21 protein-coding genes are annotated in these 20,393 nt (G+C 66.3%); 9 read left to right on the top strand and 12 right to left on the bottom strand.

Annotated elements, in window-relative coordinates; genetic code table 11:
• Nucleotides 1-45 precede the first annotated feature (45 nt).
• Both ACVT6V_RS13110 and ACVT6V_RS13105 read right to left on the bottom strand, forming a co-directional pair.
• Nucleotides 46-951, bottom strand: coding sequence for a hypothetical protein (locus ACVT6V_RS13110; RefSeq protein ID WP_489900188.1), 906 nt, complete (start codon nucleotides 949-951; stop codon nucleotides 46-48).
• A gap of 147 nt (nucleotides 952-1,098) precedes the next feature.
• A complete protein-coding gene (locus tag ACVT6V_RS13105) occupies nucleotides 1,099-1,806 on the bottom strand; it encodes a hypothetical protein (RefSeq protein ID WP_489900187.1) in 708 nt (235 codons plus the stop codon).
• Between ACVT6V_RS13105 and ACVT6V_RS13100 the strand changes: the two genes are divergently transcribed.
• Nucleotides 1,805-2,038: a hypothetical protein gene (locus ACVT6V_RS13100; protein ID WP_489900186.1), complete on the top strand. Its 234-nt coding sequence runs from the start codon at nucleotides 1,805-1,807 to the stop codon at nucleotides 2,036-2,038. The genes ACVT6V_RS13105 and ACVT6V_RS13100 overlap by 2 nt on opposite strands.
• Here ACVT6V_RS13100 and ACVT6V_RS13095 read toward each other — a convergent pair.
• Nucleotides 2,032-3,522, bottom strand: a complete 1,491-nt coding sequence (locus tag ACVT6V_RS13095) for a serine/threonine-protein kinase (RefSeq protein WP_489900185.1) — start codon at nucleotides 3,520-3,522, stop codon at nucleotides 2,032-2,034. The genes ACVT6V_RS13100 and ACVT6V_RS13095 overlap by 7 nt on opposite strands.
• A 61-nt stretch (nucleotides 3,523-3,583) precedes the next feature.
• Nucleotides 3,584-4,267, bottom strand: coding sequence for a TetR family transcriptional regulator (locus ACVT6V_RS13090; RefSeq protein ID WP_489900184.1), 684 nt, complete (start codon nucleotides 4,265-4,267; stop codon nucleotides 3,584-3,586).
• 172 nt (nucleotides 4,268-4,439) lie between these two features.
• Here ACVT6V_RS13090 and ACVT6V_RS13085 point away from each other — a divergent pair, with 172 nt between their 5' ends.
• The 5 genes from ACVT6V_RS13085 to ACVT6V_RS13065 all read left to right on the top strand — a co-directional run bounded on the left by ACVT6V_RS13085 (nucleotide 4,440) and on the right by ACVT6V_RS13065 (nucleotide 9,615).
• Entirely contained in the window at nucleotides 4,440-5,519 is a 1,080-nt protein-coding gene (locus tag ACVT6V_RS13085; protein WP_489900183.1) for a ferredoxin reductase, read from the top strand.
• Nucleotides 5,520-5,522: 3 nt separating this feature from the next.
• The gene (locus ACVT6V_RS13080; protein ID WP_489900181.1) at nucleotides 5,523-6,731 is read left to right on the top strand and encodes a fatty acid desaturase family protein; all 1,209 of its coding nucleotides are present in this window, start codon (nucleotides 5,523-5,525) and stop codon (nucleotides 6,729-6,731) included.
• A 38-nt stretch (nucleotides 6,732-6,769) separates the two neighbouring features.
• The gene (locus tag ACVT6V_RS13075; RefSeq protein WP_489900180.1) at nucleotides 6,770-7,192 is read left to right on the top strand and encodes a hypothetical protein; all 423 of its coding nucleotides are present in this window, start codon (nucleotides 6,770-6,772) and stop codon (nucleotides 7,190-7,192) included.
• Nucleotides 7,193-7,218: 26 nt separating this feature from the next.
• Complete coding sequence (recQ, locus tag ACVT6V_RS13070) at nucleotides 7,219-9,039, top strand: DNA helicase RecQ (protein ID WP_489900179.1); 1,821 nt, start codon at nucleotides 7,219-7,221, stop codon at nucleotides 9,037-9,039.
• 66 nt (nucleotides 9,040-9,105) lie between these two features.
• The gene (locus ACVT6V_RS13065; RefSeq protein WP_489900177.1) at nucleotides 9,106-9,615 is read left to right on the top strand and encodes a DUF4395 domain-containing protein; all 510 of its coding nucleotides are present in this window, start codon (nucleotides 9,106-9,108) and stop codon (nucleotides 9,613-9,615) included.
• An 84-nt stretch (nucleotides 9,616-9,699) separates the two neighbouring features.
• On the opposite strand, the gene ACVT6V_RS13060 is transcribed toward ACVT6V_RS13065, so the two are convergent.
• The 8 genes from ACVT6V_RS13060 to ACVT6V_RS13025 form a co-directional block, all read right to left on the bottom strand.
• Complete coding sequence (locus ACVT6V_RS13060; protein WP_489900176.1) at nucleotides 9,700-11,283, bottom strand: HNH endonuclease signature motif containing protein; 1,584 nt, start codon at nucleotides 11,281-11,283, stop codon at nucleotides 9,700-9,702.
• 115 nt (nucleotides 11,284-11,398) lie between these two features.
• The gene (locus ACVT6V_RS13055; protein ID WP_489900175.1) at nucleotides 11,399-11,956 is read right to left on the bottom strand and encodes an RES domain-containing protein; all 558 of its coding nucleotides are present in this window, start codon (nucleotides 11,954-11,956) and stop codon (nucleotides 11,399-11,401) included.
• Nucleotides 11,957-12,349 (bottom strand): antitoxin Xre/MbcA/ParS toxin-binding domain-containing protein, encoded by a 393-nt coding sequence (locus ACVT6V_RS13050; RefSeq protein WP_489900174.1) that lies wholly within the window; start codon nucleotides 12,347-12,349, stop codon nucleotides 11,957-11,959.
• A gap of 54 nt (nucleotides 12,350-12,403) precedes the next feature.
• A complete protein-coding gene (locus ACVT6V_RS13045; RefSeq protein WP_489900173.1) occupies nucleotides 12,404-13,360 on the bottom strand; it encodes a Ppx/GppA phosphatase family protein in 957 nt (318 codons plus the stop codon).
• On the bottom strand, nucleotides 13,357-13,899 hold the full coding sequence (locus ACVT6V_RS13040) for a DUF501 domain-containing protein (protein WP_489900172.1): 543 nt from the start codon (nucleotides 13,897-13,899) through the stop codon (nucleotides 13,357-13,359). The genes ACVT6V_RS13045 and ACVT6V_RS13040 overlap by 4 nt, the downstream gene beginning before the upstream one ends.
• Nucleotides 13,896-14,438 (bottom strand): FtsB family cell division protein, encoded by a 543-nt coding sequence (locus tag ACVT6V_RS13035; RefSeq protein ID WP_489900171.1) that lies wholly within the window; start codon nucleotides 14,436-14,438, stop codon nucleotides 13,896-13,898. The genes ACVT6V_RS13040 and ACVT6V_RS13035 overlap by 4 nt, the downstream gene beginning before the upstream one ends.
• Nucleotides 14,439-14,595: 157 nt before the next feature.
• Nucleotides 14,596-15,879, bottom strand: coding sequence for a phosphopyruvate hydratase (eno, locus tag ACVT6V_RS13030; protein WP_489900170.1), 1,284 nt, complete (start codon nucleotides 15,877-15,879; stop codon nucleotides 14,596-14,598).
• A 121-nt stretch (nucleotides 15,880-16,000) separates the two neighbouring features.
• A complete protein-coding gene (locus ACVT6V_RS13025) occupies nucleotides 16,001-16,753 on the bottom strand; it encodes a lytic transglycosylase domain-containing protein (RefSeq protein ID WP_489900169.1) in 753 nt (250 codons plus the stop codon).
• Nucleotides 16,754-16,930: 177 nt separating this feature from the next.
• Between ACVT6V_RS13025 and efeU the strand changes: the two genes are divergently transcribed.
• From efeU to efeB, 3 genes are read left to right on the top strand one after another with little or no spacing between them, the layout of a single operon-like run.
• Entirely contained in the window at nucleotides 16,931-17,845 is a 915-nt protein-coding gene (efeU, locus tag ACVT6V_RS13020; RefSeq protein WP_489900168.1) for an iron uptake transporter permease EfeU, read from the top strand.
• Between the two features lie 35 nt (nucleotides 17,846-17,880).
• Nucleotides 17,881-19,050, top strand: a complete 1,170-nt coding sequence (gene efeO / locus ACVT6V_RS13015; protein WP_489900800.1) for an iron uptake system protein EfeO — start codon at nucleotides 17,881-17,883, stop codon at nucleotides 19,048-19,050.
• A complete protein-coding gene (efeB, locus tag ACVT6V_RS13010; protein WP_489900167.1) occupies nucleotides 19,050-20,363 on the top strand; it encodes an iron uptake transporter deferrochelatase/peroxidase subunit in 1,314 nt (437 codons plus the stop codon). Before efeO ends, efeB begins: the two co-directional genes overlap by 1 nt.
• Nucleotides 20,364-20,393 lie beyond the last annotated feature (30 nt).

The following is a 20,393-nucleotide window of genomic DNA, read 5'->3' as shown; positions in this document are numbered from 1 at the left end:
CCGCGTGGTCAGCGCTCCGACGCCGCTGCGGAGGTGCCGCCGTACTCAGCACCGTCCCATCGGAAGATCAGAGAGGTTGCGGCCCAGCCAATCTCCCACCTTGTTGAGCATCTTGGTACCGGAGGTGAACGAACCGCTGCGCGGCAGCGCCGCCATCGACACGGCCACCTGACCCCGTCTGGTCGTGACGATGCCGAGCTGGCGGACGAGATAGGCACCCGACGCAGAAGTGGCCGGTCCCCAACCACCCTTCACGGCTGCCACCGCCCCGTCACGCTGCCCCGTTTTCACAGCCCCCCACTGCTGGTTCGCCGCAACATCGCTCATCAGTCGAATCAGGTTCTCGCTGTCGGGCATACACGGCAGGTGTGCGCCAAAGCGGGCCTGGTCGGCCAACGCCCACGGCGTATACCCCGGATACGACGGCGGATCGTCGGCTTCCGACGTCACCTGGGTCTCCACGTCGTGGCCTTCACGCAGCACGTCCGTCACGGCATCGACAGAACTCTGGCCACCCCCGAGCGATCCCCAGAGCTCGCCCGCGGCTTCGTTGTCGGAGAACTTGATGGCCTTGTCCTCCTTCACGGCGACGGCGGCACCGTTCTTGCGTTGCGCGGCGAGTGAGACCGGGACCTTGAGGGTGGACCAGGCACGACCGGTCGGGAGATTGCCCATGGTGATCGGGCGATCCGAGCCGATCGGCACGATCGCCAGACCCACCTTCCCGGGCAGTGACCTACGCATCGACTTCTGCAACGATGCGAAGCTCTTGGTCAGCTTCTTCTCGGTCGGCACCGGCGGCTCGAACAACTTCGCGATCTCCGGCGGCAGGGGCGGAAGCTGCGGAGGCCACCACGACGGCGAGGCTGCGGTCGCGGTGGCCGTACCGAGCAGCACCGAGGCCGCGATCGACAGCGCGGTGAGCCGCACGATCCATTTCACACGTGTCACTTAGATCTCCCTGGTCACTTCTGTAACAGTGACCCTAGGGCGTCCGCAGACCAACGACCAGCCACGATGCCAACTTGTAGCCATAGAAAGCGGCAAACCCGACATACCGTCTCTGCGGCATGCCGGACGCGCGTCACGACCCGGGCGTCACGACCCGGCCCGGCACCGCCCCCTCGGCAGACGACCGATTCTCGTGTCCAGCCAGTCCGCGACCCTGTTCAGAGCGGCGATCCCGTCGGTCATCGAGCTGCCGACCGCGCTCATGACCAGTGCCGTGCCGCTGCCGTCGCGATAGGTGATGAGTCCGATCTGCCGGACGAGATAGCCACCGGCAACGCCCGGCCCCCAGCCGCCCTTGACCGCCGTTGCCACCGGTCGCGTCATCGTCTCGACGCCCCACTGCTGGTTGGCGGCAACCTCGCCCATCAGATCGACGACGTGTCGGGTACCGGGAAGGCAGGGCAGATGCGCGGTGAACGTCGCGGCATCCGGCAACGACCACACGGTTTGGCCGAACACGGTGAAACCCGGCCTCAATTGTTGCGTCGGCACATCGGTGTTCTCATCGCCGCCCTCGCGCAGGACCGCGGTCACCGCCGCCGACGCCTGATCGGCCGAGCCCAGCGACGCCCACAACTGCTCGGCGGAGGCATTGTCCGAATTGACGAGCGCCGCGGACTCCGCGGACGACGACCCGGTGGCCCGTTCCGCGGCCACGGCCAGCGGGACCTTGATGGTGGACCACGCGACCCGGGCGTCACTGTCGCCGACGGTGAGCGCCGCTACGGCGGTGCCCGCGACGGGTGCCACCGCGATACCGACAGGCATGCCGATGGACGCGGTCAGGCGACCCATGGCCGCTCCGAGAGATGCGTACGGCACCCGGGCCGCAGCGGTCGACGAGTGCGACACCGACGGCGAGGCCGGCAGCGACATCGACGGAGGTGTCGACGTGACCGTGATCGTCACCGGCGAGATCGCCGGTGTGCCATCCGTGACGTCGCAACCGGGCAGCACCATCAGCGCGACACACATGGTGCTGACCGAGACCAGCCTGTACCTCATGTCCCGGCGAGCCCCTCAGTAGATGTAGACGACGGCATCGTTACCGCCGCGACAGGCGACCAGGCCGCCTTCGGGGACGCATGCCATCTGGTAGGTGGTTCCGGTGACGGGGCTGTAGGCGACGATGACGCGCGACGCACCCATCGGCCCGGTGCGCAGGTATTCGTCGCGGACCGAGACGGCGAACGGGCAGCTGGTGATCGATGTTCCCGCCGCGACACCGACGCCACACTCCGACGAGCCCTGCGGCGGCGCGGTCACCGTCGTGGTCTCTGTCGGCCCGGCCCCCGCCTGAGGCGGCGTCACCACCTGGGTGACGGTCGGGGTCGTGGGTGTCGACGCGGCGCTGTCGTCTGATTGCCGTGCGAGCAACCAATAGCCGCCGAGGGCCAGCAAACCGATCAACGCCGCAGCGATCACGCCGACGAGCACCGGCAGCGCGATACTCCGGTTGTGCCAGGGCTGGGGCATGACCGGGTACGCGGGCGGCGGATACGCCGCAGGCGCAGGCCCGGGCGGGGGTGGCGGCCCCGCCCCGTACCAGGGCTGCGGCCCTCCGGGCGGCGCCGTGGGCGCCGACGCCGACACCGCGGAGTCCGCAAAGGGCGAAGCGGTGAGCATCGCCGTCGGCGTGACGCCCTCGACATTGCGGTTCTCTTCTCGAGCCCCGGGCACTTCGCCCTGCAATGCGCGTCGAGCGGCGACGGCGAGGGCCCTCGCCGAGTGATATCGGATTGCCGGGTCCCTGTGCAATCCGCGTTTGATCACCTCATCGAACGCGGTCGGGACGTCGTGCCGCGTCGCACTGGGCAACGGAGCGGGATCGATGATCGCTGCTTTGATCGCGGCACTGATCGTGTTCGCCGGATGGGGAACCTGGCCGGTCAGGCATTCGAAGAGGACACACGTCAGCGCATAGATGTCGGACGCCGGCGACACCGCATCGGAATCGAACAATTCCGGTGCCATGTATGCGACGGAACCGATTGTTGTGCCGGTTTGGGTCAAACGCAGGTCGGCGCCACTGTGCGCGATACCGAAATCGACGAGATAAGCGAAGTCGCCATCTGTCAGCAGAATGTTCTCCGGTTTCACATCACGGTGAACGAGGCCCTCGCGATGTGCCGCATCCAGGGCGGCGGCCACCTGCTCGACGATCGTCACCGCACGCGCAGGCTCGAGCGCACCGCTCTGCCGCAGTGCGCCACGTAGATTCGGACCCTCGACGAACCGCATGTCGATGTAGAGCAGTCCATCGATCTCGCCCCAATCGTGAATAGGGATGACATGTGGTTCACCCAACCTCGCCGCCGCATGCGATTCACGACGGAAACGCTCCTGATATACGGGGTCATCGGCCAGATTCGGCCTGAGCAATTTCAGCGCGACAACACGATTCTTCGCCGTGTCATACGCACGGAAAACCTCACCCATACCGCCGCGGCCCAACAATTCCTCGAGCCGATAGGGCCCGATCAGACTGCCGATACCGCCGATATCCGACATGCAGATGAGCATATGAGTGACCGTCGAGACATTTCGGACAACGACCGAGAATTCGTCCGAATCACTCAGTCCGGGTGCGCCAGCGACCCATCCCGAGGAAAACCATCACCAACTGCCGTTCGGTGCGTTCCACGACCTCGTTTTCGGCGCCGCGGCCACGGTAGTCGTGGTCCAGGAGGTCGGCCACGGCGGTCAGCATGATGATCACGATGAGTTCGGCCGCGATCTCCAGATCCTCGGGGAGCCATCGCGCCAGATCGGGTAGCCGCGACAGGTCGATCGCGAGCTCTTTGGAGAACAACCGCAATTCGGTGTCGATCGCCCGCCTGATCTCTGCGATGCCGCCGTGCTGTTCACGAATCAGGAAACGGAACTGCGCTTCGTTGTCGTGCACGTGGCGCAACAGGATCGCCAGGGAGTTCTGCGCGGTCGGCAGCGCCTGTCGCGCAGCGAGATCGCGGCGTCCTTCCCGCAGGGTGCGACGTAACACCCGCATCGAGTCCTCGACCAGGGTGACACCGAGATCTTCCATCGACGCGAAATGACGATAGAAAGCGGTCGGCACGATACCCGCGCCGCGCGCCACCTCGCGCAGGCTGATGCTCGCGAAGCTGCGTTCGGCGACGAGTTCCATCGTTGCGTCCAGCAGGGCCTGCCGGGTCCGGTTCTTACGCTCCGCCCGACTCTCCGAATCACCCGGGCCACGCGGCGAGCGCGGGCGGCTGGAATGTCGGGACCTGGTCACGGTCCGAGTCTAGGTGGCGCGCCCGGCTCAATCTGCGCGCCCGTACCCACCGGCGGGCCCGCGTGACTGCTGTCACAGCGATTTCCGCTTGACGACCCGGCCCGGAACTATGCAACACTTGTTGGTGTACAGATGTTCACTCAAATCCTGTACCCACGAACGGAGCCAACCCATGAGCATCCGCATCCCCACCCTTGTCGGCTCGATCCTCGAGGCCGCACTCACCCCACATCCGGTCGACCGGTACCTCGAGTTGGTCGATCCCATGATCACCTGGAGCGACCTGCGCGCCAAGGTCGTCGCCGTCGACCACCCCACCGCGCGAACCGTCCGGCTGACGTTACGCCCGACGCGCCAGTGGGACGGACACCTGGCCGGACAGTATGTGCAGCTCAGCACCGTCATCAACGGCGTCCGACACACCCGCTGCTTCTCGCCCGCCAACGCATCCGACGCCGGCGACGGCGATCTGGAACTGACCGTCACCGCCCACGAGGACGGCTTCATGTCGACCCATCTGCGCGACCACGCTCACGTGGGCATGGTCGTCGGGCTGAGCCAGGCACGCGGCGAGTTCACCCTACCGGATCGGCGAGGGTGGTCGGCGGTCTTCATCAGCGGCGGAAGTGGCATTACACCTGTACTCTCGATGTTGCGTACGCTCGTTGCCGAGAACCATCCCGGCCCGATCACCTTCGTGCACTACGCGCGGACGCCGGAGGACGTCGCATACCGAACCGAACTCGCCGCCCTCGCGGCCGCGCACCCCGACATCGACGTGCGTCTGCACTACACCCGCGGGGACACCCCCGGTCATTTCGCCGGCGACCATCTCGATGACATCGCCGACATCGAGTCCGCGCACCTGTTCGTCTGCGGCCCGCCGGCCCTGATGGACGCCGTCAACGAGCACTACGACGCGACCGGGATGACCCAGCGACTTCACAGTGAGGCATTCGTGCTCGCCGCACCGACCGCCATCAACCCCGATGCTCCGGTGGACGGCGAACTGACCTTCTCGAGGTCCGGCAGATCCGCGGCCAACGACGGTCGCCCCATCCTCGACCAGGCCGAATCGGCCGGGCTGAGCCCGGAGTCGGGCTGCCGGATGGGTATCTGCTTCTCCTGCACCGCCATCAAGAAATCCGGCTGCACCCGCAACGTGTTGACCGGCGACACCGACACCGAAGCCGACACGCAGATCCAGCTCTGTATCAACGCCCCTGTCGGCGACGTGGAAATCGAGGTATAGACCATGACCACCACCAGCACCCACACCCCGGAGACGGACACCACCGCCGACATCGTCCCCGCCGACGCCACCGCGATCGCCGGGACAGTTGTCGACCCCAAACACATCACCCTGAGTTACGAGCAGGTCGAGAGCCTCGGACGTGAACTCGACGAGCTGAAGGCCCGCATCGTCGCCGACCTCGGCGAGAAAGATCGCGAGTACCTGTACAAGATCATCCGGGCCCAGCGTGGCTTCGAGATCGCCGGCCGTGGCCTGATGTATCTCGGCTTCTTCCCGCCGGCGTGGATCGCAGCCGTCGGCGCGCTGTCGGTGTCGAAGATCCTCGACAACATGGAGATCGGCCACAATGTGATGCACGGCCAATACGACTGGATGCGCGAGGACACCTACAATTCCCGCCAATTCGAATGGGACACCGTCTGTCCCTCCGATCAGTGGCGGCACAGCCACAACTACATGCACCACACGTTCACCAACATCGTCGGCGAGGACCGCGACATCGGGTACGGCATCCTCCGGATGGCCCGAGACCAGAAATGGCATCCCTACTACCTCGGCAACCTCGCCTACGCGACGGGACTGATGCTCCTGTTCGAGTGGGGTGTGATGCTGCACGACCTCGAGGTCGAGAACATCCTCGCGGGTAAGCGCAAGTGGTACGACGTCAAGGGCCTCGTGAAGGGCATGTGGCGCAAGGCCGGTCGCCAGGTACTCAAGGACTACGTGGTGTTCCCTGCGCTGACCGGACCGTTGTTCGTATCGACGCTGCTTGGTAACGCGTCAGCCAACCTGGTCCGCAACCTGTGGACGTTCTCGATCATCTTCTGTGGTCACTTCCCCAGTGGCGCACAGACCTTCACGCCCGAGGAGTGCGCGAATGAGACGCGCGGCCAGTGGTATCTGCGACAGATGCTCGGCTCGGCCAACATCACCGGCAGCCCACTGTTCCACATCATGAGCGGGAACTTGTCACACCAGATCGAGCACCACCTGTTCCCCGACATCCCGGCCGGCCGCTACCCGGAGATCGCCGGAGAGGTCCGCGAGATCTGCGAACGTTACGGTTTGCCGTACAACACCGGTTCCTTCCGCCACCAGCTGTTGTCGACATGGAAAAAGATCGCCAAACTGTCGCTGCCGAATTTCCTGACCCGCGACGACGATGACCTGGTGGTGACCGTGGAGCGCTCGGCCTCGGCCGCCGCGTGAGTCACCGCGCATCGAGTCCGGTGGCAGAATACGGAATCATGGTCGACAGCATCGAACGCAACAAGGATCTCGTCCAGGAACTCGTGGAATCGACGGCCACGCATGTCGGACGTATCGCCACGATCATCACCGGAGCGGTCGCCGACGTCGCACGCGAGATCGGTGACCTGGTCACCGACGGATTCGAGATGCGTGACGCCGCGAAACGCGCCCGCGAAGATGAGGAGCGCGGCATCCTCGACGTCGAGGAGCACGATGTCATCGAGGCTCCCGATCCAGCCGACGTTGACACGAGCGACGCCGACACGAACGACGTGAGCGACGACGACATCAACGACGACATCGGCGATCCGGTGGACCTCGGCGAACTGCCCGCCGCCGAGCAGGCGGCGCTGCCCAGCGCGGATGAGGTCCCCGAGGAGCCGGTCGACATCGGTGAGCTACCGGGCGAACAGCCCTGACGCAGGCCGCCAGTAACCTTGTGCCCATGTCCGACATGTGGCACGTACTGGAGTCGACCTTCGGATACGAGTCGTTCCGCGGCGATCAGGAAGAGATCGTCGGGCATGTGGTCGACGGTGGAGACGCCGTCGTCCTCATGCCCACCGGCGGCGGGAAGAGTCTGTGCTATCAGGTGCCCGCCCTGGTGCGCGAAGGGTGCGGGGTGGTGGTCTCCCCGCTGATCGCGCTGATGTCCGATCAGGTCGCCGCACTTCGCGAACTCGGTGTCCGCGCTGCGTATCTCAACTCCACCCAGATGCCCGACCAGCGTGCCGAGGTCGAGGCCGCCTTCCGGTCCGGTGAGCTCGACCTCCTCTATGTCGCGCCCGAGCGCCTCAACAGCCCGGGCACTCGCGCACTGCTGCAGCAGGGCACGATCGCGCTCTTCGCCATCGACGAGGCGCACTGCGTCTCCCAGTGGGGTCACGACTTCCGGCCCGACTATCTCGCTCTCGGCGAGCTTGCCGAGATCTGGCCCGATGTCCCGCGGATCGCTCTGACCGCGACGGCAACGCGCCGCACCCACGCCGAACTCACCGAGCGCCTGCACCTCGGTGGGGCTCGGCATTTCGTTGCCGACTTCGACCGTCCCAACATCACCTACCGCATCGTCCCCAAGTCGGAGCCGCGTAAACAGCTCCTCGACTTCATCCGTACCGAAGGTGTCGTCGACGGGCAGCCGGCCACCGGCATCGTCTACGCGCTGAGCCGGGCGTCGGTGGAGAAGACCGCCGAGTTCCTGGTCGCCAACGGGATCGATGCGATGCCATATCACGCGGGCCTGGATCGCAGGGTCCGCCAGCACACTCTCGAGCGTTTTCTTCGTGCCGACGGCGTCGTGGTGGTCGCGACGATCGCCTTCGGCATGGGCATCGACAAACCCGACGTGCGTTTTGTCGCCCACATCGACCTGCCGAAGAGTGTCGAGGGCTACTACCAGGAGACCGGACGAGCGGGACGCGACGGACTTCCGTCCGTGGCGTGGATGACCTACGGCCTCGCGGATGTGATGCAGCAACGTCGCCTGATCGACTCCTCCGATGGTGACGCCAATCACCGTCGTATGCAGCAGCAACACCTCGATGCGATGCTCGCGCTGTGCGAGACAGTCGACTGTCGCCGCGAGCAGCTACTCCGCTATTTCGGCCAGGACACCACGCCGTGCGGCAACTGCGACACCTGCCTGAACCCACCCGAGACGTGGGATGGCACCATTCCGGCTCAGAAGTTGCTGTCCACCATCGTTCGGCTCCAACGCGAGTACGGCCAATCCTATGGCGCCGGCCATCTTGTCGATATCCTGCGCGGCGCGGACACCGCCCGCATCCGGGAGCAGGGCCACACCCGTCTGAGCACCTACGGCATCGGCACCGAGCTCGACGCAGGCGGCTGGCGTGGCGCGATCCGGCAGCTCGTTGCGTCGGGAGTCATTGTTCCGCAAGGGGATTACGGCGTCCTGACGCTGACCGAGAAGAGCGGCCCGGTGCTGCGCGGCGAGACCGCGGTGATGCTGCGAACGGACCCCGTCCGAGCGGTCACCCGTACCCGGACCGCGAAGCCGGCCGCCGACCTCGCCGAGTCCGATCGGGGCCTGTTCGAGCACCTGCGCGCCTGGCGCAAGTCGGAGGCGTCACAGCGAGGCGTACCGCCGTACGTGGTGTTCAACGACGCGACCCTGCGGGAGTTGGCGGCCAGGCGCCCGACGACACACGAGCAGCTGCGGACCGTGTCGGGAATCGGTGACGCCAAACTCGAGCAGTACGGCGACGACGTGCTGGAGACGATCGCGACTTTCGAACCAGCGTGAGGGAAAGGTTTGTCCGTAGTCACCGGACTGACTAGCCTGGTCGAGGTTGTCCCCAGGAGGTATCCCGTGTCTCGTTCGCTGCCGTCAGCGCAGACCTTCCCCAATCCCGTCAACGACTACGCCGCGCGCTCGACCGCGGGCCTGGTGATCCTGCTGGCGATCGTCGCGATCGTGGTGGACCATCCGGCCGTGTACGCGCTCCTGGCCCTCGGATTCGCGCTACGAGTGATGGCAGGCCCACGGTTCTCCCCCTTCGGCCAGTTGTCGGTTCGGGTACTCGCACCCAAGGTCTGGCGGAAGACCAAGCTCGTCCCGGGCCCGCCGAAACGATTCGCGCAGACCATCGGGCTGGTCTTCAGCGCCACCGCGCTTGTCCTGTCGCTCCTCGGCCTCGGGCTCGCCGCCCAGATCGTGGTCGGTGGGCTGATCGTCGCGGCCACGTTGGAGTTCGCCCTTGGCCTCTGCCTCGGGTGCGTGGCATTCGGATTTCTACAGCGTCACGGGATCATCCCCGAGACGGTCTGCGAAGCCTGCAACAACCTGTCACTGCGCAACACCGAGCCGACCGCCGTTTAGCATCCCGACCACCCGGGCCGGAAGATTCGGACGCGAGGTGGCCCGGAGGGGCGCATCAACCCTCACGGCCGGACCGTCTCGCCCTCAGCGGTGGGTTGTGAGCAGCGCGAGTGCGAGGCGTGCTTCGATGACCGAGATCGGTGTGGGGATCGTCTCGGTGAGATGTAGGTGCGGGCCGTCGTCTGGGGGCGGCGCGTCTGGTTGCGGTGGTGGGTGCAGGCGTGCGCGAACCTGTTCGAGATGCTGCGCATACAACACCGCGATGTCGGGACGCCGGTTGAACTCCTGCGGGTTCGGCGGTGCACCGTCGGCGCTGTTGCGGCGCCACCAGGTGCGGCCGGTGTGGGGGCCGTCCTCGTAGATGCCGGTGGTGAATTGGCCGATCCCGGGTCCGACCATCCGATTGTGTTTCGGACACGCCGGGGCCAGATCGATGATGTCGGTCAACCCGCCATCAGCGAAGTCACGGCGCGCGTGATGCAGTTCGACGTGGGAGGCCGGCTGATCACACCCGGGTGCCGAGCACACCTCCCCGTCCGGGCGGGCGAACGACGCCAACCGTTGAGCCCGGGTGGCACACCGTTTGGCCTGCCCGAAATACAGGGGTTGCGGGCTCGCATCGGCGAACACCGCCAAATACTGTTGGGCCTCGGCAGCCAACCGGATCACATCGGTGATCGGCAACAGCGACCCGGTGGCGGTGGTGCCGAACCCGGTCTCCCGGATCAGATCATTCAGCTCGGCCTTGACGATCAGCTGCACCGGCAACCCCCGATGGGATTTGCCCAGCAACCCATCCTCAAACACCGCCCGCAACAACGCCGCCAACGCATCATGATTCCGTTGGGCCTGGGTGCGGGTGTCGCGGGCGGCGGCCGCCTTCAGCGCCTCGGGGTCGGCGTCCTCCTCGGCACCCGAAGGGGCGTCGGGATCCTCGGGGTTGTTGAGGCCGGGTTTGGCCCACGCGGCCAGCATCATCTCCAGCAACGCCCGGGTTTCCGGATCCAGATGGCCGGTCAGTTTCGACATCTGCTGCGCGTTCTGCCGATTCAGCCACAGATTCCGCTTACGTTTCCGGTCGGTGTCGTCGGTCAACTCGCCGTCCGGATCCAGATGCGCCAACACCCGCTGACCGAGGATCACGATCTCATCCGGGGTGTGTTTGACCGCCAACTCGGCCAACGACGCCTCGGCGGCCACCTTCTTGTCATGCGGCGCCTGCTGCGGGATCGTCTCCAGAATGTCGATCACCGTACTCAGATGCGCCGGCCCGACCTCACCGGCCGCGAACGCCGCCGCCAACTCCGGAAAGCGAGGTTCGGCGCACTGCCCACCCAACTGCCGCATCCGCCCGGTCGCCGCGATCTGATCCTTCCGCCGGCCCGGTTCGGAGACCCGCACCTCGACATTGAGGAAGTTCGTCAAACTCCGAAACCCCATCGCCCGCGGCACACCCCGATCCGACAACTCCAGAATCTGGCGATTGCCCTCGAACAACTGCCGATTGACCGCCCGCTCCGAGGCCCGCGCCACCGCCAGCACCTCCGCATCACTACAGCGCGTCAGATCCGCCGCCGCCAACCGATCCAACACCGCATGCAACTCGGTGAGCAGACCCGGCACCTCCGACAACGACTCCTGCGCGTCCTGTGTGTTCAGCTCGGCCATACCCACCCCCCCAGCGGACCAAAGTTCGAATGCATGTTCGAGAGTAGGCGAGATTCACGACAGCCGCAACCGGCACCTGAGACCGTGCGGGGCACTCCTTCCACGCCTCACCCCGTCACCGATCCACCGGCCGCAGCAATGCGTCGGCGGCATCGATGATCGCCGGGTGATCGAGATCCAGCGTTTCGACCGCCACCACCTCGGGGCGCGTCCAGGACGCCAGCACGCTCCACTGCGGCCGGTGATATGACCACCACGACACCGCGTCCCACGCGCGTTCACCATTCGCGTCGGTCTCGGTGTAGATCAGATGACCCCAGCGTTGGGTGACCGTCAGATTGCGGATCACGACATGCGACGGCCGCAGCCCCAATCGCACCAGCTGCACCGGGTCGTCGAGGTCGAGGATGCGCAGGTCGTCGGGCACACGGAAGGTGCCCAGTGCGCGACGCGCACCGGGCAGCTGTGGGAAGTCGAACATGTCGTCCACCCATTCGCGGAGGTTGCCGAAGCTCTCACCGCAGGCGGCCTCGGCATGTCGCGACAGGTACCAGACGTAGTGATCGGGGTGATCTACCCGGCCACCGAGTTGGGGCCGGTGCTCGTACAACGGATGACCGGGACGTCCGGGCGCCGCGGACTCCAGATACGGGAAGACCCGGTAGACGAGCAATCAGGCCGCCCCGCCCCATGCCTCGGCATCGAGCGCGGTCAGCACCGCGGCCGCACCCGACAACCGCAGGGCATCGATCGGCCGCGCCCCGCCGAGATGGGCATTCTGGCTGGTCAACCAGGTCTGTGCAGCGTCGGATCCCCAGATGAGACGGGCGCGGGCATAGATGTGTTCGAGATCGATGAGCAGCGGGCCGGCGATCGGGCCGGGGTATTCCTCACCAGAGATCCATCGGGTCGGTTGCGACCGGCTCACCCCGATCAGCTGGGCCAGCCCCGCCTTGCCGAAGCTGTCGGCGAGATAACTGACCCGGCTGGGCGCGAGCGGATCGGCCGGATCGCCGGAACGTGGCCGACGGGGCCCGGGGATGTCGCGCACGCGTGCTGAGGTCACAAACTCCAGCCTACCCAACAATCTTGTTGGGCGGTCAGCGGAGAGTGGTGAGCGTCAGTCGAGCAGTCCCATCGCGATGCCGTCGAGGATGTCGTGCTCGCTGACCACGAGCTCGTCGATCGACGTTCGGTCGGCCAGTACGCGGGCGAGTTCCATCGTGACCAGGGCACCGCCGCCGATCACGTCGACACGACCCGGATGCATGGGACCGAGCGCCGCCCGTTCGGCGCGGGTCATCCCGATCAGCCGTTCACAAACCGCGGCGAGGTCCCCGAGTGAGATCCGGGAGAGATGAATGATGTCCGGGTCGTACTCGGTCAAACCCGCACCGACCGCCGACAACGTCGTCATCGTGCCGGCCACCCCCACCCACGTGTGCGCACCGTCCACCGGCACCGCCGCGAACGCGGGCGCGAGGCGCTCACGAGCGAAAGAACGTGCAGCGGCGACCTCCTCGGCAGTGGGCGGATCCGAGGGCAGACACCGTTCGGTGAGTCGGACGCAGCCGATGTCGGCGGAGTACGCGGCGGTGACGCCGTCTCGGTGGCCGACGACGACCTCGGTGGAACCCCCACCCAGATCCGTCACCACGAAAGGGCCACGTGCGGGATCGAGTTCGCCGACCGCGCCACGAAATGACAGGCGGGCCTCCTCGTCGCCGGTGATCACCTCGGCCCGCGCGCCGTCCACCACCTGCCCGAGGAGTTCGGCGGTCATCGCGAAGAAGTCGTCGCGGTTGGCGGCGTCGCGGGTCGCCGACGTCGCCACCATCCGCACCCGCTCCGCCCCGAGGGAGGCCATGATCTGCACGTAGTCGGCCAGCGCCGCACGCGTACGTTCGATCGCCTCGGGCGCGAAACGGCCGGTCGCGTCAACTCCCTGACCGAGGCGCACCACACGCATCTCGCGGTGCAGGTCCATCAGGCCGGCGGAATCCGCACCATCGGAAATCCGGGCGACGAGCAGTCGGATCGAGTTGGTGCCACAATCCACGGCGCCCACAACGGTCACTGCGTGGTCTCCTCGGGGTCGTCGTGGGTGACGGCCGGCCAATCCGCCGGTATGGCGGTGCCTCGCAGCGGACCTTCGGCAGCGAGTGCGACCGCCTCGTCGCCGAGCGGATTCACTCCCGGCCCCTTCGCCAACGAATGTGCCATCAGGACATGCAGGCACTTCACCCGATCGGGCATGCCGCCGCCCGAGAAGTCGGTGCCCAGCGATTCGATCGCGTCGCGTTCGGCGAGATACGACTCGTGCGCACGCCGATAGGCCGCGGCCAGCTCGAGGTCGGTGCCCAGGCGAGCGGTCATCGACTTCATCACCCCTGCCGACTCGAGCCGACTCGCCTCGGCGGTCAAACGTGGGTCGGTCAGGTAGTACAGCGTCGGGAACGGCGTACCGTCGGGCAGCCGGGGCGCCGTCTTGACCACGGCGGGTTGCCCGTCCGGAGTGTGATAGCTGACCTCGATCACCCCGCGAGGCTCTCGCCCCAGCTGGGCCGCGATCGTGGCGAGATCCGTTTCGGACGCGCCCGGGTCTTCAGCGCTCACTTCGCGTTCGGTGGGGTCGACACCGACTCCCACAGGTTGCCGTACCACGGACTGCGGGCGCGCTCGGCGGCCTTCTTCTGCTCGGCGATCCGTGCGTCGTCGCCCGGGAACATCATCACCAACGCCTTCTCCCCCGGCCGCACGAACTGTAATCGCTCCCGCGCCTTCGCCTCGATGTACGCGGGATCGCTCTGCTCGTTGACCTTTTGCTGATAGTCGGTCACCTCCGACTGCAGCCGATCGTTGCTCGCACTCAGTTGCTTGAACTCGGCGCGCTGGGCGAAGTACGTGCGAACCGGCATCGCCAACGTCAGCGCGACGACGCTGATCACCAGCGCGAGCACGATCGCACGTTTCGCATCGAGGCCCTCGATCCGGGCGAGCAGATACGAACGATCGAAGCGTGACCGCCCTTGACGTATGCGCCGACGAGACACCTGACTCCCACGTCGCGCATCCCGATCGACCACGCCTTCGCCGTCGGCGACAGCGGGATCGAGGTCGGCGTCCGTGATCTCCTGCTCGCCGGTCTCGGTCACCGAGATCTTGTTCGGACGAGTCGGCCCCTGGCTCGCGCCCGGCGAACGGGGACGGGCGGACCGTCGCGTGGTCGTGCCACGACGGTCCGCCTGCGACCGATGAATTCGCCCGGCGCGAACCCCACGAGACCCGCTCGATGTCATGGGGTCCAGCTAATCACGAACCGAACGAGAAACGTGGGAAGGCGAGGTCCCCTGCGTACCGTGCCGCGTCCCCGAGACCTTCCTCGATACGAAGCAGCTGGTTGTACTTCGCGACACGCTCACTGCGGGCCGGCGCGCCGGTCTTGATCTGCCCACAACTGCAGGCCACGGCGAGATCGGCGATGGTGGTGTCCTCGGTCTCACCCGACCGGTGACTCATCATCGTCTTGTAACTGTTGTTGTGCGCCAACGCGACCGCGTCCAGGGTCTCGGTGAGCGAACCGATCTGGTTGACCTTCACCAGCAACGCATTCGCGACTCCTTCGGAGATGCCCCGCTCGAGACGCTCCGGGTTGGTGACGAACAGGTCGTCGCCGACGAGCTGCACCTTGTCGCCGATCGCCTCGGTGAGTGCGGCCCATCCGGCCCAGTCGTCCTCGGCCAACCCGTCCTCGATCGACACGATCGGGAAGTCGGTGACCAGCTTCTCGAAGAACGCGATCATGTCGGCCGACGAGCAGTCCTTGCCCTCGAGCTTGTAGACGTCGTTGGAGAAGAACTCGGTGGCCGCGGCATCGAGCGCGACGACCACGTCCTGGCCGAACTTGTATCCGGCCTTCTCGACGGCCTCACCGATCGCGGCCAGTGCGGCCTCGGTGTTCGGCAGATCGGGGGCGAATCCACCCTCGTCACCCAACGCCGTGTTCATGCCCTGTTTGCCCAGCACCGACTTGAGCGAGTGATACACCTCGGCACCGCAGCGAAACGCCTCTTTGAAGGTCGGTGCGCCGATCGGCGCGATCATGAACTCCTGGAAGTCGATACCGTTGTCCGCGTGCTCGCCACCGTTGATGATGTTCATCATCGGCACCGGCAGGATGTGCGCATTCGGTCCGCCGAGGTAGCGGAAGAGCGGCAGGCCCGCCGACTCCGCCGCACCCTTGGCCACCGCAAGGGACACACCGAGGATCGCGTTGGCGCCGAGACGACCCTTGTCGGGGGTTCCGTCACAGTCGAGCAATGCCTGGTCCACCAGACGCTGGTCTTCGGCCTCGAGACCGATGACGGCAGGCGCGAGTTCGCCGAGGACGCCCTCGACGGCTTTGGTCACGCCCTTACCGCCGTAACGTTCGCCGCCGTCTCGCAGCTCGACGGCCTCATGCTCACCGGTCGAGGCGCCGGACGGGACCGCGGCACGAGTGAAGGTGCCATCGTCGAGTACGACCTCGACCTCGACGGTCGGATTGCCTCGTGAATCGAGAATCTCGCGTGCACCGACCTGCTCGATCATTGCCACAGCTCTAGCCCCTTATCACCTCGACTGGTCGACGCCGTTCGACGCCGACAGGTTCAGCTCAAAGACTAATCGTTGCGCGCATCGGACACTCGACAAGGGACGGACTGGTCTCGACCGTCGGTCAGTAACGGACGTTGATCGAGTACGCGTTGGCCCGATCCCGCACGTCGAGCACGTACGCCATCGAGTTGTTGTAGACCTTGACGGCCTTCTCCCAGCCCTGCGGCGTGGTCATGTCACCACCGGACGAGACGCAGAGATACCGGGCCGCGGACAGCGCGGCGTCGTCGATGTTGTCCGGGTCGGCCTTGCCGTCGCCGTTCGCGTCGACGCCGTAACGCTTCCAGGTCTCGGGAATGAACTGGAAGGGGCCCATCGCACGGTCGTGGGTGGTGTCGCCGTCCATCTTTCCGCCGTCGGTGTCGTGGATCTGCATGTTCCCGCGCGTCCCGTCGAGCGCCACACCGCGAATCGGGGGCGAGGTGTCGCCGTTGGGCGCGATGTTGGTGCCGTGGTGGGTGCCGTGCTTGCTCTCCACCGCGGCCACACCGGCGAGCGTGGTCCAGGCGAGGCCACACTCCGGATGCTGCTGCCGCTGGATCTCGGCGGCGTTTCCGTACGCCTCGAGGGCGATGAGCGGGATGCCCGTCGGGTCCGCGATCGGCTCAGCCCAGGTGCGCATCAGCTCGGCGGTGCGGCCGGGGGCGTTGATGTCGATGTAGGGCGTCGGCGCACCGGCGCCCGGCGGGATGCCGTCCGGGATGTCGGGACGGTTCAGCGTGGGCAGGTGGATACATGCCGATGCGAGCAGTGCCGTCGCGAGGACGATCGTCGGAGCGAGCACCAGTCGTCTCCCGGCTGTGCGCCGCCCCATCTTCCGCCCTCCACTCTCTGCCGCCGTCTGGGTTTTTGGACCCGTCTTCAAGACAACTTTGCGACCACGCTTTCGGTTCCCGCGCATCGGAGGCTACTGTCACATGGTTAGCCTCACCAAACCTCGCGACAACGCGGTGGATGACGAGCGCGACGGAGACGAGACAGAGAGTTCGGCATGGAGTACCTGGCTGCGGGTGGCGCGCCCTCGATTTTTGCGCAGATGTTCGGCAGCGGCCTCATCGGACTACGCGAAGGCCTCGAAACGGGCATCGTGGTCATGGTCCTGATCGCGTTCGTCGTGAAGGCGGGCCGTCGGGATGCACTCAAGTGGATCTGGGCGGGAGTCGGCGCCGCGGTCGCGATGGTGCTCGGAATCTTCCTGGTCATCCACCTCGGTACCTCGACGGTGACGTCACTGACCGCCGAACTGATCGCGGGGTTGGCATCGCTCGTGGCGGTCGCCATCGTCACGGCCATGGTGCTGTGGATGAGCAAGGCGGCCAAACACATCTCGTCGGACCTGAAGGCGGGGATGTCGGACGCACTGCTCACCGGCGCCGCCTCGGTCTTGGGACTGTCGTTCCTCGCGGTGGGCCGTGAAGGCTTCGAGACCGCTCTGCTGATGGTCGGCTACGCGGAAAGCGTGTCCGGCGGACTGTGGCCGCTACTCGGTCTGCTGCTGGGCATCGTCGTCGCGATCGTCGTCACCGTGCTGCTCTATCGCGGTGCGGTGCGCCTCAACTTTCACGCATTCTTCCTGTATACCGGCATCTTCCTGATCTTCGTGGCCGCCGGCATCCTCTCCTACGGCATCCGCGCACTGCAGACGGTCGGCTGGTTGCCCGGTGGCAACGCCCTCGCCTTCGACATCAGCACGTACTACGACCAGTCGTCCTGGTACGGGACGGTGCTCGCCGGCATCTTCAATTTCCGGCCCGATCCCACCGTGCTCCAGGTCGTCGCGTGGTGCCTGTACGTCGCCATCGTCCTCACGCTCTTCCTCCGCGCGAACCGGCAACCACGGCCGGCCGACGCGCCCGCTGACACCCCGGCGACTACCGAGCCGGTATCTGAAAGGAATCCCAGGTGAACTCGAGAAGTACCACCGCTGTCGCGCTGCTGTCGATGGCCGTGGCCACGCCGCTGTTGCTGGCGGGCTGCACCTCCAAGGAGAGTGCCGACGGCGCGATCGCGGTCACGTCGACGAACGACGCCTGCGACCTCGACGGCACGGACGCGCAGACCGGTGACGTGAACTTCAAGGTCACCAACAACGGTTCGAAGGTCACCGAGTTCTACGTGTACGGCAACAACAATCGCGTGCTCGGCGAGGTCGAGAACATCGGACCGGGACTGTCGGGCAACCTGACCGTCGAGGTCACCGATCCGGGCACCTACACCGTGGCGTGCAAGCCGGGCATGGTCGGCACCGGCATCCGCCAGGAGATCAGCGTGTCCGGCGACAAGAAGGCGAAGGAAGAGGTCCCGGCCGACGTCAACGCCGCGAAGGCCCGCTACCTCGACTACGTGCGCGGTCAGGTGAACGGCCTGGCCGCCCAGACCCAGATCTACGTCGACCACATCAAGGCCGGGGAACTCGACGCCGCGCGCGCGATGTTCGGTCAGGTTCGCACCTTCTACGAGCGCATCGAACCCGTCGCCGAATCCTTCCCTGATCTCGACCCCGCGATCGACATGCGCTGGGACGACACCGAGGGCGGCACGCAACCCTTCACCGGTTTCCACCGCACCGAGCGTTTCCTGTGGCCGCCCCAGCCGCAGGAGGTCGGTGAGGCACCCGGGCAGATCGCTCCGGACGATGCAGCCGACGCCAAGGCCAACGACAACCAGGCGAACATCGACAAGGCCGCTGATGAACTGCTCGCCAATGTCACCGAGCTCAAGACCGAGGTCGACAAGTCCGACTTCACCTTCGAGACCCGCCAGTTCGTGCAGGGTCCGCAGGCCTTGATCGACGAGATCGCGGCCACCAAGGTGGGTGGCGAGGAAGACCGCTACTCCCACGCAGATCTCTGGGATTTCGCGGCCAACGTCGACGGCGCGGAGACGTTGATCGCGGAGATGCAGCCGATGATCTCGGCCAAGGACCAGGCGCTGATGGACAAGATCACCGCCCAGTTCGCCGACGTCCGCAACGCGATCAACCAGTACCGCGACGGCGACGGATACGTGAGCTACACGCAGGTCACCGAGGACCAGCGCAAGGATCTGTCCAACAAGATCGACGCCTTGTCCGCCTCCCTGTCCCAGGTTCCCGGGCTGGTGCTGGGCTGATGACCGAACCCACCCCGACCCCCGCCGAACCCTCCGGACGACACCGCTTCTCGCGGCGCGCGCTGCTGGGCGGCGCCGGTGTCGGGGTGGTCGCGGCCGCCGCCGGTGGTGTCGCGGTCGGTCGTGCGACGGCAGCCGAGGAGACCGCCGATTCCCGAGGCGTGGTGCCGTTCCGCGGTGACCGCCAGGCCGGCATCATCACCGCCGCGCAGGATCGGCTGCACTTCGCGAGCTTCGACGTGATCACCGATTCCCGCGAGGATCTCGTCGAGATGCTCAAGAAATGGACATCGGCCGCCGAACGGATGACGCGCGGTGAGGAGACGGTTGCGGAGGGTGCCGTCGGCCTCGGCGACTACACGCCCCCGGCCGACACGGGTGAGGCGCTGGGACTCAGCGCCGCCAATCTCACGCTCACCATCGGCTTCGGGCCCGGACTGTTCGGGCCCAGTGCATCCGATCCCGACCGGCGCGACCGGTTCGGCATCGCCGACCGCAAACCGGCGGCGCTCGTCGACCTGCCGGCATTCGCCGCCGAGAAGATCGAGGCGTCCCGGTCCTTCGGCGACATCTGCATCCAGGCGTGTGCCGACGACCCGCAAGTCGCTGTCCATGCCATCCGCAATCTCGCCCGGATGGGGCTTGGCGTCGTCGCGGTGCGGTGGTCGCAACTCGGGTTCGGGCGGACCTCGTCGACCACGAAGTCCCAGGAGACACCGCGGAACATGTTCGGGTTCAAGGACGGAACCGCCAATCTCCGCGCCGAGCAGACCGATCTCCTCGACCGGTGGGTGTGGGTCGGCCGGGAGGACAATCCCCCGGCGGCGCAGTGGATGACCGGCGGCACCTATCTGGTGGCGCGGCGCATCCGGATGGACATCGAACCGTGGGACCGGGCCAATCTGCTGGAGCAGGAGCAGATCATCGGGCGGCTCAAGTCGTCGGGCGCTCCGTTGGGCCAGCAGAACGAGTTCGACACCCCCGACTTCAACGTCACGTCGTACGGCGCACCGATGATCCCGCGGACCGCACATGTGCGGCTGGCACACCCCGACAATCTCGGCGGAATCCAGATCCTGCGTCGCGGCTACAACTTCACCGACGGCTCGGACGGATTCGGCCATCTCGATGCCGGACTGTTCTTCATCGCGTTCAATCGCGACTCCGGAAAACAGTTCGTGCCGATGCAGCAGGTTCTGTCGCGCCAGGACGCGATGACCGAATACCTCATCCCGAACGGATCGTCGCTGTTCGCCATCCCACCCGGCCTCAAACCCGGCGAATGGTGGGGTCAACGGTTGTTCGAGGGCTGAGGGCGGGCGTCGTCACTCGCCTCGCCCACC

Source organism: Gordonia sp. LMA167, assembly GCF_058130025.1.
This window is presented reverse-complemented; position numbering and strand designations above follow the sequence as displayed.